Raw genomic sequence first — 15,824 nt, 5'->3', positions numbered from 1 at the left:
GAACGTCAACACACCCGGCCTCGCCACCCGCACCCCCAGCCCAACCAAGATCAGTTGCACTGAAGCCTAGAAACCGCCGCGCGGGACAGCCCGCAAACTCCTTGATCAACGCGGCGGACCCGGGCGCGGGCGCGGGGGAGAGCGGGGGCACCGCGTACGCTTGGGCATCATGAGTGCCCCGTCCACTACTCCACGTCCCGCCGCCGCCAACTCGGTCTGGCCCCGGCTGGAGCCGCTGCTGCCGCAGGTGACCAAGCCCATCCAGTACGTGGGTGGCGAGCTGGGCGCGGTGGTCAAGGACTGGGACGCCGCCACCGTCCGGTGGGCGCTGATGTACCCGGACGCGTACGAGGTGGGCCTGCCCAACCAGGGCGTGCAGATCCTGTACGAGGTGCTCAACGAGCTGCCCGACGTGCTGGCCGAGCGGACGTATGCGGTCTGGCCGGACCTGGAGAAGCTGATGCGCGCCCACGGCGTGCCGCAGTTCACCGTCGACGCCCACCGCCCGGTGCGTGAGTTCGACGTGTTCGGCGTCTCGTTCTCCACCGAGCTGGGCTACACCAACCTGCTCACCGCGATCGACCTGGCCGGCATCCCGCTGCTCGCCGCCGACCGCACCGACGCCGACCCGGTGATCGTGGCCGGCGGGCACGCCGCGTTCAACCCGGAGCCGATCGCCGACTTCGTCGACGCCGCGGTGCTCGGCGACGGCGAGGAGGCGGTGCTGGAGATCACCGCCATCGTGCGGGAGTGGAAGGCCGAGGGCGCCCCGGGCGGCCGGGACGAGCTGCTGCTGCGGCTGGCCCGCACCGAGAGCGTCTACGTGCCGCGCTTCTACGACGTCGACTACCTGCCCGACGGCCGGATCCAGCGGGTCGTGCCGAACCGCCCGGACGTGCCGTTCCGCGTGCACAAGCGCACGACGATGGACCTGGACGCCTGGCCGTACCCGAAGAAGCCCCTGGTCCCGCTCGCCGAGACGGTGCACGAGCGGTACGCGGTGGAGATCTTCCGGGGCTGCACCCGGGGCTGCCGGTTCTGCCAGGCCGGCATGATCACCCGCCCGGTGCGGGAGCGTTCGATCACCACCGTCGGCCAGATGGTCAAGGAAGGGCTGGAGTTCTCCGGCTTCCACGAGGTGGGCCTGCTGTCGCTGTCGTCGGCCGACCACTCGGAGATCGGCGACATGTGCTCCGGGCTGGCCGAGCAGTACGCGGGCACGAACGTCTCGCTGTCGCTGCCGTCGACCCGGGTGGACGCGTTCAACATCGACCTGGCGCAGGAGCTGTCCCGCAACGGGCGGCGCACCGGTCTGACGTTCGCCCCGGAGGGCGGGTCGGAGCGGATCCGCAAGGTGATCAACAAGATGGTGTCGAAGGAAGACCTCATCCGCACCGTGGTCACCGCGTACTCCAACGGCTGGCGGCAGGTGAAGCTCTACTTCATGTGCGGCCTGCCCACCGAGACCGACGAGGACGTCCTGGAGATCGCCGACATGGCGCACGAGGTGATCCGGGCCGGCCGCGCGGCCACCGGGTCCAAGGACATCCGCTGCACCGTCTCCATCGGCGGGTTCGTGCCCAAGCCGCACACCCCGTTCCAGTGGGCCTCCATGGAGCGGCCGGAGGTCATCGACTCCCGGCTCAAGCTGCTCAAGCAGGCCATCAACAGCGACCGCTCGCTGGGCCGGGCGATCGGCTTCCGCTACCACGACGGTGAGCCGTCGCTGATCGAGGGCCTGCTGTCCCGGGGCGACCGCCGCGTCGGCGCGGTGATCCGCCGGGTCTGGGAGAACGGCGGCCGGTTCGACGGCTGGAGCGAGCACTTCTCGTACCAGCGCTGGGTGGACGCCGCCGCCGAGGTGCTGCCGGCGTACGGGGTGGACCTCGACTGGTACACCACCCGCGAGCGCGAGGAGCTGGAGGTCCTGCCCTGGGATCACCTCGACTCCGGCCTGGACAAGGACTGGCTCTGGCAGGACTGGCAGGACTCGCTGTCGCAGTACGAGCAGGACGACTGCCGCTGGACGCCGTGCTTCGACTGCGGCGTGTGCCCGTCCATGGACACCGAGATCCAGATCGGCCCGACCGGCCGCAAGCTGCTTCCGTTGACCCCGGTCAATGGCCTGAAGCTGCCCGCCGCCGCCCAGGGCTGAGGCCCCGGACCGTACCGGAGCGCGGGAACCCGACCAGGTTCCCGCGTTCCGTCGTCTTTTCGCGGTGACCGCCCGCGTGCGCGGGGTGGGGGTGCCCCGACTGGTGCATCCTCGATACGCTGCGTCCGTAATGGACCGGCCGGGGGCCGGTAGCGGGGAGGACAGCAGACATGGGCATCAATCCGCCGGACACCGGCGATCTGCACGTCAGCGTCGAGGACCTGGACGCCGCGGCGGAGTACGTCGAGCGCCTCAAGCAGTACGTCGACGACACCATCGGCTACGAGATGGAACGCATCAAGGAGCGGATGAAGGGCGACAGCGGCAACGCGCAGACGGTGCCCAACGGCACCCCGTTCGGCGCGTACGAGGACGCCCGGATGCAGTGGGCGGCGCTGACCAGGTCCACGGCCAGCATGGAGGCCCACCTCAAGGCCATCTCCATGAAGCTTGCCGGCCTCAAGCAGGGCACGCAGGACATCGCCAAGGCGTTCCGCGACGCCGAGGCCCGCAACGCGGCCAACGGCAAGGACATCGAGCGGCTGCTGGAGACCGCGGCCCCGCCGCCGGACGCCGGGCAGCAGCCCACCTACCCGTACACGGCCTGAGGGGGAGACGGTCATGGCAGGAGGCACCTGGGAGCGCTGCGTCCGTGAGGTGACGCTCTCGGCGGATCCGGAGACCGTGGGCTCGGTCGGCGCGGGCTGGCGCAACCTGTCCACCGCGCTCGGCCATCTGCGTGACTCGCTGGTCGGCCGCTCGTTCGTCGGCCCGATCGCAGCCGGCCAGGAGCGCCCGCACACCGGCGGTCTGCCCGGGCTGCTCGCCGGCTGGCAGGGCAGCGGCGGCGACGCGTACCGCGAGCACCTGGGCGAGATCGGCAAGGAGATCGAGGATCTCATCACGCACGCCAGCAACGTCAGTGGCGCGCTGTCGCGGATCGAGGGCGACATCCGTACGGCGGTGGCGAGCATCCCGATCCCGCTGATGGACAACTTCGGCTGGAACGAGTGGAGCCTGCCCGGCGGCACCGAACTGGACGACGCCCGCGACGGCGAGAGCCAGTCCGGCTTCCTCGCCGCACTGCGCAGCGACTACCAGTCCAACCAGGCGCTCTACGCCGACGGCGCGTTCCGCGACAAGGCCGACGACCTCGAAGCCACCATGAAGGTCGACGGCAACGCCAACGACCAGAAGCGCGGCGGCTGGTGGGACACCAAGTCCCATCTGGACAACTGGTACCGCGACAACCAGCAGGCGGCCAACAGGGCGATGTCGCCGCTGCCGGTCGCGGTCGAGGCCGAGCGCCCCAAGCTGTTGGTACCCCAGCCCGACGGCCGGCTCGACGACGGCTACCGCGCGGACCCCCGCGTACCCCCGTCCGGAGTGCCCGGTGGCGGGCTGCCCGGCGGCGGTGGTGGCGGTGCCGGCGGTGGCGGCGGGATGCCCTCGCTGGGCAGCACCGGCATCGGCGGCGGCGGTGCCGGCGTGCCCGGCGGCGGCTCGTTCACGCCCCCGCCGACCACCGGCGTGCCCGGGCTGGGCGGCGGCCCCGGCGGCGGCTCGTACACCCCGCCCGGCACCGGCGTGCCCGGCGCCGGCGCCCCGGGTTCCGGCACTCCCGAGTACGGCACCGGCCTGGCCGGCGCGGGCGGGCCGGGCACGATCACCCCGGGCGGCCCGGGCAGCACCTTCGGTGGCGGCGCCGGGCTGAGCACCGGCGGTGGCGGTGGCGGTGGCGCCGGGCTGGGTTCGGCGGGCGGCCTCGGCGGTGGCGGCCTCGGCGCGGCCGGCGGCATGGGCATGGGCGCGCTGCCCGGCATGGTCGGCGGCGGCAACGGCAAGGTGCCCCCGCTGACCAGCGCGGCCGGCGCGCTCCGTGCGGCGGCGGGCGCGGGGCCGGGCGGCGCCGGCGCGCGTGGCGGCCTGGCCGGCGCGGGCATGGCGGGCGGCGGAATGATGGGTGGCGGGATGATGGGCGGCCACGGCGGCGCCGGGCATGGCGGCGGCGGTGGCGACCACTCGTCGTGGTTGACTGAGGACGACGATCCGTGGGGCACCGGTGACGGTGCGTCCCCGGGCATCCTGCGATGAGGACGGACGGATGAGGGTGCACGTCGGCGCGCTCCGGCCGGTGGCGGCCGCGCTGCTGGCCGGGCTGATGGTGCTGGGGGCCGCGCAGCCGGCGGTCGGCGCTCCCCGCCGGGCCGAGCAGTGGTACCTCGACGAGCTGCGGATCGACCGGGCGCACCAGATCTCCACCGGGCGGGGCGTCGTGGTCGGAGTGGTCGACAGCGGCGCCGACGCCAACCACCCGGACCTGCGCGGTCGGCTCCTCGCCGGCCGCAGCACGTTCGACTCCGGCGACGGCCGGCGCGACCCGGACGGCCACGGCACCCACATGGCCGGGATCATCGCGGCGAACGGGACCGGAGTGGTCGGCGTCGCGCCGGACGCCCGGATCCTGCCCATCCGCACGCCATCCGGTGACAAGGGCGCCGACGCGGGCAACTCCGCGACCGGCATCCGGATGGCTGTGGACGGCGGCGCGAAGGTGCTCAACCTGTCCTACGGGCACGCCGGCGCCGTCGACGAGGGCGAAGAGGCGGCGATCCGGTACGCGCTGGAACGCGACGTGGTCGTGGTGGCCGCCGCCGGCAACGTCCGCAAGCTCGGCCCGGACATCGCCGCACCCGCGAAGATCCCCGGCGTGATCGCGGTGACCGGCACGACCCGGGGCGGCGGTTTCTGGCCCGGCTCGGCGCAGGGCCCGGAGGCGGTGGTCGCCGCGCCCGGGGACGAGGTCTACAACATCGGACCCGACCGGGGGTACGGCTGGGGCGACGGCACGTCCGACTCCACAGCCATCGTGGCCGGTGTGGCCGCGCTGATCCGGTCGAAGTTCCCCCGGCTCGCCGCAGCCGACGTGATCAACCGGATCATCCGTACCGCCCGGGACGCCGGCCCGCCCGGCCGTGACCCGCAGTTCGGCTTCGGCCGGATCGACCCGGTGGCGGCGCTCACCGCCGATGTCCCGTCGGTGTCGGCGAACCCGCTGCTCGGCGCCGCCCCGGCCAGCGCGTCCGCGCCGCCGGCCGCGGCCGAGGACGAAGACTTCGACGTGACCGACTACGGGGACCGGGGCGGCCCCACCGACCAGCAGGTCATGGTGATCGGCATCGGTATCGCCGTGGCGCTGGTGGTGCTGCTGGCGCTCGTGGTGTTCCTGATCTGGAACCGCCGCCGGCACCGGCGCGAGCTGGCGCGGGCCGCCGACATCCCGGACGAGGCGCTGGACCGGATGAACGGCCAGGGCCCGCCGGTCCCGGCCGGCCATCCCGCCGGCCCCCCTCCCGGCTACGGTCCCCCTCCCGGCTACGGCCCACCCGGCGGCCCCTCGTCGTCCGGCGCCTACGCCCGACCGGCCCCGCACCCTGGCGCCCCCTCCCACCCGGGCGGACAACCGACCCAGGGCGCCCACCCCCAGCCTGGCGGATACCCCACGCCGAGCGGCCACCCCCAGCCCGGCCCTGGCGCCTACCCACCCCCGGCCCAGCCCACCCCGCCCCACGACAACCGCACCTGACCCACCCACCCACCCACCCACCCTCCCGCCCTCCCTCTCCCGGCCCGGCGCCAACCCCGTTGATCATGAGGTTGGCGGCGATGTCGATCTACAATCCCGCCGCCAACCTCATGATCACCCGTCCCGCTCGGCCCGCCGGGGGCGAGCGGGGTGCGTGATCAAGGGGTTTGGGGCCTCGGGTGGATGGATCTGGACGTGAACTCACTGATCACGACGGGGCGGGGTGTCCGGGCGGGGGTTTGGGTGGGTTTGGGATGGGTGGGGTAGCCCCGGGTGTGGGGCGCGGCGAGCACTGCGCCAGGATGGGGCGGATACGCAGGCACAGCCGAGGAGCTCACGATCGCCAGAAAGCCTCAACCCGAGGGCGGCCAGGCGCCCGTCGTCCAGCGGGTCCGCATCCGGTACGCCAAGCGGGGACCGCTGCGCTTCACCTCGCACCGCGACTTCGCCCGGGCCTTCGAGCGCGCGCTGCGCCGGGCCGGCGTACCTATCGCGTTCTCCCAGGGCTTCACCCCACACCCCAAGATCTCGTACGCCTCGGCGGCGCCGACCGGTGTGGCCAGCGAGGCGGAGTACCTGGAGATCGGGCTGCGTGAGCCGGTCGACCCGGCGCGGCTGCGCGAGGCGCTCGACGCCGCGCTCTCGCCCGGGCTCGACGTGCTCGACGCGGTGGAGGCCACCGGCGGCAGCCTCGCCGACCGGATCGAGGCGTCGTACTGGCGGATCGAGCTGCCCGAGGTGGACCCGAAGGTGCTGGCGGAGGCCGTGGCGGCCTTCACCGCCGCCGACGAGATCCAGGTCGAGCGGATGACCAAGCAGGGGCGGCGGACGTTCGACGCCCGCGCGGCAGTGGTGTCCATCGATGTGAGGTCTCCGTCTGAGACGCCTTCCGAGGCGGCGGCCGTACCGTGTGCGATACTCGAACTGGTCGTGCGGCAGGTCACCCCGTCCGTTCGGCCCGATGACGTCCTGTCCGGCCTCCGCGCGGTGGCCGCCCTGGAGCCGCCGGTCACTCCCAAGGTGATCCGGCTGGCGCAGGGCACGTTGACCGCGCAGGGCGAGATCGTCGATCCGTTGGACGCGGATCGCGACGGGGCAACCATCGGAGAGCGCTGACCGTCGGTCAGCGTTCTGGCAGGCAGACTTCGGCGGTCGCGTTTTTGCGCGCCCGGCGGAAACACCTTTGCGGCAACCCTGCGTGGCAGCGCTCACCCGCGCCCGGGGCAGCCAGAACTGGAGAACGTCCATGCTCGAGAACGAGCCCGAGGGCGGCGAACGGACCGGCGCAGAGCCGGCCGGGACGACCGCCGACAGTGCCGCCATCGCCTCCGGCAGCGCCGACGTCGCCACCTCCGGCAGCGCGGAGGGCGTCGCCGAGACCAAACCGCCGGCCCGTAAGCGGGCCAGCCGCCGCAAGGCCGCCCCGCTGAACCAGCCGGAGCAGACCGACGCGCCGGTGGAGGCGTCCGCGACCGTGACCGGCAGCGGCGAGTCGCCGCAGGCCGAGGTGCTCGCCCCGATCGCGGGCGAGTTGGACGCCGCGCCCAAGACCACCCGGCGCCGCCGTAAGGCGACCCCGGCGAAGGCGGTCGAGGAGCCGGTGGCCGCGGCCGGGGTGGAGGCCGCCTCGGACGAGGTCGTGCCGCCGGTGAAGGTGACCCGGACCCGTCGCCGCAAGGCCACCCCGCCCGCCGCCGAGACCGTGGCGCCGGACGAGACCGCCGCCGCGGTGCAGGCGTCCGAGAACGCCGTGATCGACGGGCCGGTCTCCGCGCCCGGGGGCGACCTGATCGCCGAGGGACGCGCCGACATCGACGGCGGCGAGGCCGCCGCACCGGGTGGGGCCGCCACCGCGGGGACCGCCGCGCCGGCCCGCACCGGCCGGCGCGCCGCCACCGGCGACAAGGCCACCACCCGCCGGGGCAGGGCCGCCACCGGCGGCCAGGCGAGCACCGGCGACACGGCCGGCATCGGTGAGACCACCGGCGAGGACGTCGAGGACGAGGACGCCGAGGGCGGGACCGTCGAGGACGCGAGCGCCGCGGGTGCGCGTACCCACGAGGTCGACCTGGCCCGCAGCGGCGGCCCGGCGGACACGACGGGCGTGGTGTCGACGGGCGCCGCCGTGCCGCGCGTCGCCGAGGAGCCTGCCGAGACGCCGCCCGCCACCACCCGCCGGCGTCGTGCCGCGCTCTCCGCGCCGACCGTCCTGTTCATGGCACCGCAGCCCGACGAGGCGCCCGCCGTCCAGGTCACGTACCCGGCCGCGGAGGAGCCGATCGAGGAAGCGGTGGAGACCGTCCGGCGTCGCCGTCGCGGTCGCCGGGAGGTCGAGCCGGTCGAGGCCGAGGTCGAGCCGGAGGTCGTCGAGGAGGAGCCGGCCGCCGAGGCCGAGGAGTCCGCCGAGATCGACGAGGACGACGAGACGGCCGCCGCGCGGCGTCGTCGTCGCCGGGGTCGCCGGGGCCGGGGCCGGGGCCGGGGTGGCGCCGACGAGGCCGACGACGAGGAGACCGAGGAGTCCGGCACCGCCGAGGCCGCCGAGGAGGAGGCCGAGGAGTCCGCCGAGGACGAGGAGTCCGACGGCGAGGGGATGACCCGCCGCCGTCGCCGTCGTCGCCGCCGGGGCGCCGGGGAGGCGGACACCGCCGCCGAGGACGGCGTGCCCACCGTCGTCAAGATCCGTGAGCCGCGCAAGCCTGTCGACGAGGTGCAGGGCGTCTCCGGCTCGACCCGGCTGGAGGCCAAGCGGCAGCGCCGCCGGGACGGCCGTGAGCAGCGGCGCACGCGCCCGCCGATCCTGAGCGAGTCGGAGTTCCTGGCCCGCCGGGAGGCTGTCGACCGGGTGATGGTGGTCCGCCAGCGCGGCGACCGCACCCAGATCGCGGTGCTCGAGGACGGCGTGCTGGTCGAGCACTACGTGACCCGCAACTCGTCCGCCACCATGGCCGGCAACGTCTACCTGGGCAAGGTCCAGAACGTGCTGCCGAGCATGGAGGCGGCCTTCGTCGACATCGGGCGCGGGCGCAACGCGGTGCTGTACGCCGGCGAGGTCAACTGGGACGCCACCGGCCTGGAGGGCCGGGCGCGCTCGATCGAGCAGGCGCTGCGCTCCGGTGACTCGGTGCTGGTGCAGGTGACCAAGGACCCGATCGGGCACAAGGGCGCGCGGCTGACCAGTCACATCGCGCTCTCCGGCCGGCACCTGGTCTACGTGCCCAACGGCAACGCCTCCGGGATCAGCCGCAAGCTGCCGGACACCGAGCGCAAGCGTCTGCGGGACGCGCTGAAGAAGCTGGTGCCGGACGGCGCCGGGGTGATCGTCCGGACCGCGGCCGAGGGCGCCAGCGAGGACGAGCTGGCGCGCGACGTGAAGCGGCTGCAGGCGCAGTGGGAGGACATCCAGGCCAAGGCGACCGAGGGCGGCGCCCCGGTGCTGCTCTACGAGGAGCCGGACCTGGTCATCCGCGTGGTCCGGGACCTCTTCAACGAGGACTTCCGCGAGCTGGTCATCGAGGGCGAGTCCGCGTACGGCATGGTCGAGTCGTACCTGTCGCACGTCTCCCCGGACCTGGTGGAGCGGCTGCGCCGGCACGCCGGGGTGGTGGACGTGTTCGCCGAGTACCGGATCGACGAGCAGATCCTCAAGGGGCTGGACCGGAAGGTCTTCCTCCCCTCCGGCGGCTCGCTGGTGATCGACCGCACCGAGGCGATGACGGTCATCGACGTGAACACCGGCAAGTACACCGGCTCCGGCGGCAACCTGGAGGAGACGGTCACCCGCAACAACCTGGAGGCGGCCGAGGAGATCGTGCGCCAGCTGCGGCTGCGCGACATCGGCGGCATCGTGGTGATCGACTTCATCGACATGGTGCTGGAGTCGAACCGGGAACTGGTGCTGCGCCGGCTCACCGAGTGTCTCGGCCGGGACCGCACCAAGCACCAGGTCACCGAGATCACCTCGCTCGGCCTGGTGCAGATGACCCGTAAGCGCATCGGCGCGGGCCTGCTGGAGGCGTTCAGCGAGACCTGCGAGTGCTGCAAGGGCCGGGGCGTGATCATTCACACCGAGCCGGTGCCGGAGAAGCCGCGCGGCGGCGGCGCGGGGGAGAAGGTCAAGGCGGTCGCCTCGGCGGTCGCCGCGCCGGCCGAGGAGAAGAGCCGTCGCCGGGGCCGTAAGGCCGCCGCGGAGAAGCCGGCCGTGGAGGTCGCGCCGGAGCAGCCGGCCGCGCAGCCGCCTGCCGGCATCGAGCCGCCCGCGGCCGTCGCGCCGCCGGAGCGGACCGTCGCCGAGGTGGTCGAGACCGACGACGACTACTACGACACCCAGGGCTACGACCTGTCCCGGTTCGAGACGGACACACCGGCCGCCCCGGCGGTCGCGGACAGCCAGGAAGGCGACTCGGCCCGGCTGGCCGCAGCCGACGACCCGGACGCGATCGGTGACGGCGACAGCGACGAGGACGGCGGTGCCCCGCGGCGGCGGGCGCGCCGTGGCGGTGCCCGGCGGCGTACCCGGCCGTGAGGCGCTGAGCTGCGCGAACAGGGCCCCCGTTCCACGCCTGGCGTGTGGATCCGGGGGCCCTGTCGTGCCTGCCGGGCGGCTCGGGAGGACACCGCCGGCAGCCCGGTTTGGGGGGCGGGCCGGGTATGGCGTACGCTTGCCTGCGGCGCACTTTGGTGTGCTGAGTTCCCGCGTGCCCGCTCCGCCGGTGTCACGGCTCCCGGCGAGACGCCGTGGGAACGACCGCCGCCGGTGTGACAACCGGCAGCGGTGGAATAGACGCCAGCAGCCTCAACGACAGGGAGTCCGCCTCCGATGTACGCGATCGTCAAGACCGGCGGCAAGCAGTACAAGGTCGCCGAGGGCGACGTGATCGAGGTCGAGAAGCTCGCCGGTGCCCCCGGCGACGCGGTGAAGCTCACCGCGGTGCTCCTCGTCGACGGTGACGACCTGGTGACCGACGCGGCGAAGCTCGCCAAGGTCGCGGTGTCCGGCGAGATCGCCGCGCACACCAAGGGCCCGAAGATCCGGATCCACAAGTTCAAGAACAAGACCGGCTACCACAAGCGCCAGGGTCACCGCCAGCCGCTGACCCAGGTCAAGGTGACCGGCATCTCCAGCGGGAAGTAGGTCGTCCTCCAATGGCTCACAAAAAGGGTGCGTCCAGCTCGCGTAACGGCCGTGACTCCGCGGCCCAGCGACTCGGCGTGAAGCGCTTCGGTGGTCAGGTCGTCAGCGCGGGTGAGATCCTCATCCGTCAGCGTGGCACCAAGTTCCACCCCGGTGACCTGGTCGGCCGTGGCGGCGACGACACGCTGTTCGCGCTGGCCGCCGGCTCGGTGCAGTTCGGCACCAAGCGCGGTCGCAAGACCGTCAGCATCGTGCCTCAGCAGTAGTTTTCTGGCCAAGCGGGCCGCGGACCTCTGGTCCCGGCCCGCTTCGCCTTTTCACGCGCGGGGCGGACCCCGCTGGAAGGATTGGCGTCGTGACGACGTTCGTTGACCGGGTCGTCCTGCATATGCAGGCCGGCGACGGCGGGCACGGCTGTGTCTCGATTCACCGGGAGAAGTTCAAGCCGTTCGGCGGGCCGGACGGCGGCAACGGCGGGCACGGCGGCAGCGTGTCCCTGGTGGTCGACCCGCAGGTCACCACGCTGCTCGACTTCCACTTCCGGCCCCACCTGAAGGCCGAGAACGGCAAGGGCGGGGCCGGCTCGAACCGCGACGGCGCCAACGGTCGCGACCTCGTCATCAAGGTGCCGAACGGCACAGTGGTGCAGAGCCTCGACGGCGAGGTCCTGGCCGACCTGGTCGGCGTGGGCACCACGTTCGAGGCGGCCCGGGGCGGCCGGGGCGGGCGCGGCAACGCCTCGCTGGCGAACGCCCGCCGCAAGGCGCCCGGCTTCGCCGAGCTGGGTGAGCCCGGCGACCGGCTGGACGTGGTGCTGGAGCTCAAGAGCGTCGCCGACGTGGGCCTGGTCGGCTTCCCGTCTGCCGGCAAGTCCTCGCTGATCTCGGTGATCTCCGCGGCCAAGCCGAAGATCGCCGACTACCCGTTCACCACGCTGGTGCCCAACCTGGGCGTGGTCCGCGTGGACAACCACACCTTCACCGTCGCCGACGTGCCGGGCCTGATCCCGGGCGCGGCCAGCGGCAAGGGCCTCGGCCTGGAGTTCCTCCGCCACGTCGAGCGCTGCGCCGTGCTGGTGCACGTGATCGACACCGCGACGCTGGAGCCGGGCCGCGACCCGCTCGCCGACATCGACGCCATCGAGTCGGAGCTGTCCCAGTACGGCGGCCTCGCCGACCGGCCCCGGCTGGTCGCGCTCAACAAGGTCGACGTGCCCGACGGCAAGGACCTCGCCGACATCGTCCGCCCCGACCTGGAGGCCCGCGGCCTGCGCGTCTTCGACGTCTCGACCGCCACCCGCGAGGGCCTGCGCGAGCTGACGTACGCGATGGCGGAGCTGGTCGACCAGGGCCGCCGCGCCGCCCCGCCGGCCGAGCCGACCCGGATCGTGATCCGCCCGAAGGCTGTCGACGACGCCGGCTTCACCATCGAGGCCGAGCCGGACGGCTCGTACACGGTGCGCGGCAGCCGGCCGGAGCGCTGGGTGAAGCAGACCAACTTCGACAACGACGAGGCAGTCGGCTACCTGGCCGACCGGCTGGCCCGCCTCGGCGTCGAGGAGAAGCTCGCGAAGGCCGGCGCGCAGGCGGGCGACCTGGTGCGCATCGGCGACCGGGAGTTCGACTGGCAGCCGACGCTCTACGCCGGTGTCGACTTCGTGCCCGGCAACCGGGGCACCGACGTGCGGCTGGAGGACAAGTCGAACCGCCCGTCGGCGTCCGACCGGCTCGCGGCGCGCAAGGCCCGCCGGGTCCGGCCGGAGGACGAGATCGAGGCCGCGCCGGCGGCGGCAGAGGCGGACGCCGAGTAGCCGTTTCCGGGACGGTGGCGGGAAACCTGCGCGAAATCCGGCGGATCTAGCGTACGGGCATGTTGATCGAGTCCCGTCCCGCCACCGACCCGGAGATCGCCGCGCTCGTCGTCGCCCAGCAGCGGGAGCTGCGCGACGCGGACGGCGGGCTGGACGGGCAGGTGACTGTCGTGCACACCGACATCCACTACCTGGCCGCCGTGGTCGGTGGCCGGGCGGTCGGCTGCGGTGGGCTCCAGGCGCTCGACGCCGACACCGGCGAGCTGAAGCGGATGTACGTGCGACCGGCGTTCCGGGGACGGGGCATCGCCCGGCAGTTGCTCGTGGCGCTGGAGGAACTGGCGTTCCGGGCGGGCCACCGGACGGTGTGCCTGGAGACGGGCACGTACCTGCCGGCCGCGATCTCGCTCTACCGGTCCAGCGGTTACGAGCCGATCCCGGTCTACGGCGAGTACGTGGACAACCCGTACAGCGTCTGTTTCGCCAAGCGGCTGCCGGTGGCGGCCTGACGCTCAGGCGCCGCACCGGCGTGTCGCGCCTGGTCAGGGACGGTCGAACGGGGCCTGCACCGGGCTGCCCGTGCCCAGGTTGTTGTTCAGCAGCAGTCCGGCGGCGAGCATGCCGAAACCGAGGAACAGGTGCAGCCAGTTGTCGGCGTCGTTCACCGGCACGAAGTTGACAGCGGTGTCCCGGTCGATGGCGAAGCCGTACAGCCACAGCACCAGGTAGAGCGCGCCACCGCCGGCCAGGAACACCCGCGCCCCGCCCAGCCGCCGGGCCATCACCAGACCGACCAGCCCGAACGACAGGTGCAGCAGGTTGTGCAGCACCGACACCTGGAACACCCCGAGCAGCTTCGCCTCGGAGTGGTGCCCGGCGAACGTCAGGTCGCCGTAGTGCGTGGTGATGCCGGGCACGAAACCGAGCACGCCGATCAGCGCGAAGACGGCTGCCGCCGCGAGGGCAACCTTCTGCACCGTAGGCCGCGCGGGCGCGTGTTCGCGCACGTCACGTGCCATCCCTGTCACCCCCGTGGACTCGCCGCCGCCCGGGCGGGCAGGCATTCCATTCTCTGACCGGAGCGGGCCGCTCCCGCAGAGAAATCACGAATCAGGCATGGACCCGTCGACTGGGGGTAGGGCGATTGTCACGCGGAAACAAATCCGTGTGACCCCCCGAGAACACCCGCTGGAAACACACGAGCGGAAGGGACACCATGACTCAGGATCTTTCTCCCAGTTCGGCCACGTACCAGTCGACGAACGGTGGTGGCGGCGTACGTGACCAGGCCCGCCAGGTCGGCTCCGACGCCGCGAGCGCCGGTGGCGCGGTCGCCCAGACCGCCAAGGAGCAGGGCCGGGAGGTGGTGGGCGAGGCCAAGCGGCAGGCCCGCGACCTCTACAGCGAGACCCGTGGCCAGGTCACCGCCCAGGCCGGTCAGCAGCAGCAGCGCGCCGCCAGTGGCCTGCGGTCGCTGGCCGACGAGATGCGCACCATGGCGCAGCAGGGTGGCGGCTCCGGGCCGGTCACCGAGCTGGCCCACCAGGCGGCCGAGCGGGTGCACGGCGTGGCCGGCTGGCTGGAGCAGCGTGAGCCGGGCGACCTGCTCAACGAGGTGAAGAACTACGCCCGCCGCAACCCCGGCACGTTCCTCGTCGGCGCCGCGCTGCTCGGCGTGGTCGCCGGGCGGCTCACCCGCAACATCACCGCGCTCGGCGACGACAACAGCGGCGCGCGGCCGGCGTACGACCCGGACCGCACCGCCGTCATCCCGACCGCGCGCGAGGTGCCGGACCAGGTGCCGCCGGGCGGCTACCTCGACCCGACGCCGGGCAGCTACGCCGAGCCGGACCCGGGCTACTCCGCGCCGGGCGCGACCTACCCGGGTGGCGGCGCCCCGAACACCTGGGCCGACCCGGCCGGTGGCACCGGTCAGCCGCTGCCGCCGCCGGAGCGCACCGACCCGCTGCCGGGCGTCCCGTCCACCGGCGCTCCCCGCCCGTGACCCGCCGCACCGGCAGAAGGGAGGCGACGGCATGACCGTACCCACGCAGGACCCCGGCTATCAGGCGGCCGGCGCGCCGCACCACGCCGACGAGGTGCGCGGCAGCTCGCTCGGTGACCTGATGCGTCAGGTGACCACCGACCTGTCCACGCTGATGCGGCAGGAGGTGGAGCTGGCCAAGGCCGAGATCCGCCAGGAGGGCAAGAAGGCGGGCAAGGCCGCCGGCCTGTTCGGCGGCGCCGGCTTCGGCGGCTACATGGTGGCGCTCTTCGTCTCGATCGCGATCTGGCAGTTCCTCGACAACGTCATGGACTCCGGGCTGGCCGCGCTGATCGTGGCCGTCATCTGGGCCGCTGTCGCGGCGGTCCTGTACTCGATGGGCAAGAAGAACGCCGAGCGGATCCGCGGCCTGAAGCAGACGAACGACAGCGTGCAGCGCATCCCCGACGCGCTCAAGCCGCACCCGGAGGGAGTCACCCGATGAGCACCGATCCCGAGCAGATCCGCCGCGAGATCGAAGCCACCCGCAACAACCTCAGCTCGGACGTGGACGCCCTGGCGTACAAGGTCAGCCCGAGCCGCATCGTCGACGACCGCAAGCAGCGCGTACGCAGTGCGCTGACCAACGTGAAGGACAAGGTGATGGGAACCGCATCGGATCTCGGCCACAGCACCGGCCACGCCGCCCACTCGGTGGGCGACCACGCCTCCTCGATGGCCTCGACGGTGGGCGACAAGGCGCACTCGGCCGCCTCGACGGTCGGTGACGCCGCCCAGCGCGCGCCGCAGGTGCTGCGGCGCAAGTCCGAGGGCAACCCGATCGCCGCCGGCGTGATCGCCTTCGGCGTCGGCATGCTGGTCTCCTCGCTGATCCCGGCCACCCGCCGCGAGCAGCAGGTCGCCGCGCAGGTCAAGGAGAAGGCGGCCGAGCACGGTGGCGTGGTCAAGGAGAAGCTGGGCGAGGTCGCCGGTGAGCTGAAGGAGGAGCTGCGCGAGCCCGCGCAGCACGCCGCCGAGTCGGTGAAGGCGACCGCGCAGGACGCCGCGCACGCGGTCAAGGACGACGGCCGCGCCGCCGCGCAGGACGTGCGGCACAGCGCCGAGCAGGTGCGGTCCTGAAGGTCCGCGCTTTCG

The 15,824-nt window shown here is 73.2% G+C and carries 14 protein-coding genes; 13 read left to right on the top strand and 1 reads right to left on the bottom strand.

The annotated features are described in order from the left end of the window. Positions 1–169: 169 nt before the first annotated feature. The 10 genes from AMK25_RS30855 to AMK25_RS30810 all read left to right on the top strand — a co-directional run bounded on the left by AMK25_RS30855 (position 170) and on the right by AMK25_RS30810 (position 13,194). Positions 170–2,155: a TIGR03960 family B12-binding radical SAM protein gene (locus AMK25_RS30855; RefSeq protein ID WP_073831873.1), complete on the top strand. Its 1,986-nt coding sequence runs from the start codon at positions 170–172 to the stop codon at positions 2,153–2,155. Between the two features lie 170 nt (positions 2,156–2,325). Continuing rightward, positions 2,326–2,763: a hypothetical protein gene (locus tag AMK25_RS30850; RefSeq protein WP_030503083.1), complete on the top strand. Its 438-nt coding sequence runs from the start codon at positions 2,326–2,328 to the stop codon at positions 2,761–2,763. Between the two features lie 13 nt (positions 2,764–2,776). Beyond that, positions 2,777–4,249 carry a hypothetical protein gene (locus tag AMK25_RS30845; RefSeq protein WP_073831872.1) on the top strand — a complete coding sequence of 491 codons (1,473 nt, stop codon included), beginning with the start codon at positions 2,777–2,779 and terminating at the stop codon, positions 4,247–4,249. 10 nt (positions 4,250–4,259) lie between these two features. Next, the gene (gene mycP, locus AMK25_RS30840) at positions 4,260–5,741 is read left to right on the top strand and encodes a type VII secretion-associated serine protease mycosin (RefSeq protein WP_073831871.1); all 1,482 of its coding nucleotides are present in this window, start codon (positions 4,260–4,262) and stop codon (positions 5,739–5,741) included. A gap of 396 nt (positions 5,742–6,137) precedes the next feature. Continuing rightward, complete coding sequence (locus AMK25_RS30835; protein WP_073831879.1) at positions 6,138–6,857, top strand: TIGR03936 family radical SAM-associated protein; 720 nt, start codon at positions 6,138–6,140, stop codon at positions 6,855–6,857. A gap of 130 nt (positions 6,858–6,987) precedes the next feature. Further along, a complete protein-coding gene (locus AMK25_RS30830) occupies positions 6,988–10,266 on the top strand; it encodes an Rne/Rng family ribonuclease (RefSeq protein WP_073831870.1) in 3,279 nt (1,092 codons plus the stop codon). Between the two features lie 294 nt (positions 10,267–10,560). Further along, positions 10,561–10,875: a 50S ribosomal protein L21 gene (gene rplU / locus AMK25_RS30825; RefSeq protein ID WP_018787289.1), complete on the top strand. Its 315-nt coding sequence runs from the start codon at positions 10,561–10,563 to the stop codon at positions 10,873–10,875. Between the two features lie 11 nt (positions 10,876–10,886). Further along, complete coding sequence (gene rpmA / locus AMK25_RS30820) at positions 10,887–11,141, top strand: 50S ribosomal protein L27 (RefSeq protein ID WP_013288010.1); 255 nt, start codon at positions 10,887–10,889, stop codon at positions 11,139–11,141. Between the two features lie 89 nt (positions 11,142–11,230). Further along, entirely contained in the window at positions 11,231–12,685 is a 1,455-nt protein-coding gene (obgE, locus tag AMK25_RS30815) for a GTPase ObgE (RefSeq protein WP_073831869.1), read from the top strand. Between the two features lie 59 nt (positions 12,686–12,744). Then, positions 12,745–13,194 (top strand): GNAT family N-acetyltransferase, encoded by a 450-nt coding sequence (locus AMK25_RS30810; RefSeq protein ID WP_064448720.1) that lies wholly within the window; start codon positions 12,745–12,747, stop codon positions 13,192–13,194. Positions 13,195–13,227: 33 nt separating this feature from the next. Here AMK25_RS30810 and AMK25_RS30805 read toward each other — a convergent pair whose 3' ends face one another. Next, positions 13,228–13,692, bottom strand: a complete 465-nt coding sequence (locus AMK25_RS30805; protein ID WP_073831878.1) for a DUF4383 domain-containing protein — start codon at positions 13,690–13,692, stop codon at positions 13,228–13,230. A gap of 209 nt (positions 13,693–13,901) precedes the next feature. Between AMK25_RS30805 and AMK25_RS30800 the strand changes: the two genes are divergently transcribed. Genes AMK25_RS30800 through AMK25_RS30790 form a run of 3 tightly spaced genes read left to right on the top strand, consistent with a single transcriptional unit; the run spans position 13,902 to position 15,809 of the window. Next, positions 13,902–14,690, top strand: a complete 789-nt coding sequence (locus tag AMK25_RS30800; RefSeq protein ID WP_073831868.1) for a hypothetical protein — start codon at positions 13,902–13,904, stop codon at positions 14,688–14,690. 31 nt (positions 14,691–14,721) lie between these two features. Further along, on the top strand, positions 14,722–15,174 hold the full coding sequence (locus AMK25_RS30795; protein WP_073831867.1) for a phage holin family protein: 453 nt from the start codon (positions 14,722–14,724) through the stop codon (positions 15,172–15,174). Further along, the gene (locus AMK25_RS30790; RefSeq protein ID WP_073831866.1) at positions 15,171–15,809 is read left to right on the top strand and encodes a DUF3618 domain-containing protein; all 639 of its coding nucleotides are present in this window, start codon (positions 15,171–15,173) and stop codon (positions 15,807–15,809) included. Before AMK25_RS30795 ends, AMK25_RS30790 begins: the two co-directional genes overlap by 4 nt. Positions 15,810–15,824: the final 15 nt, after the last annotated feature.

It is taken from the genome of Micromonospora sp. TSRI0369 (assembly GCF_001905625.1).
GTDB lineage: Bacteria > Actinomycetota > Actinomycetes > Mycobacteriales > Micromonosporaceae > Micromonospora > Micromonospora echinospora_A.
The sequence above is the reverse complement of the archived record's forward strand: the minus strand, read 5'-3'. Positions and strand labels throughout refer to the sequence as shown.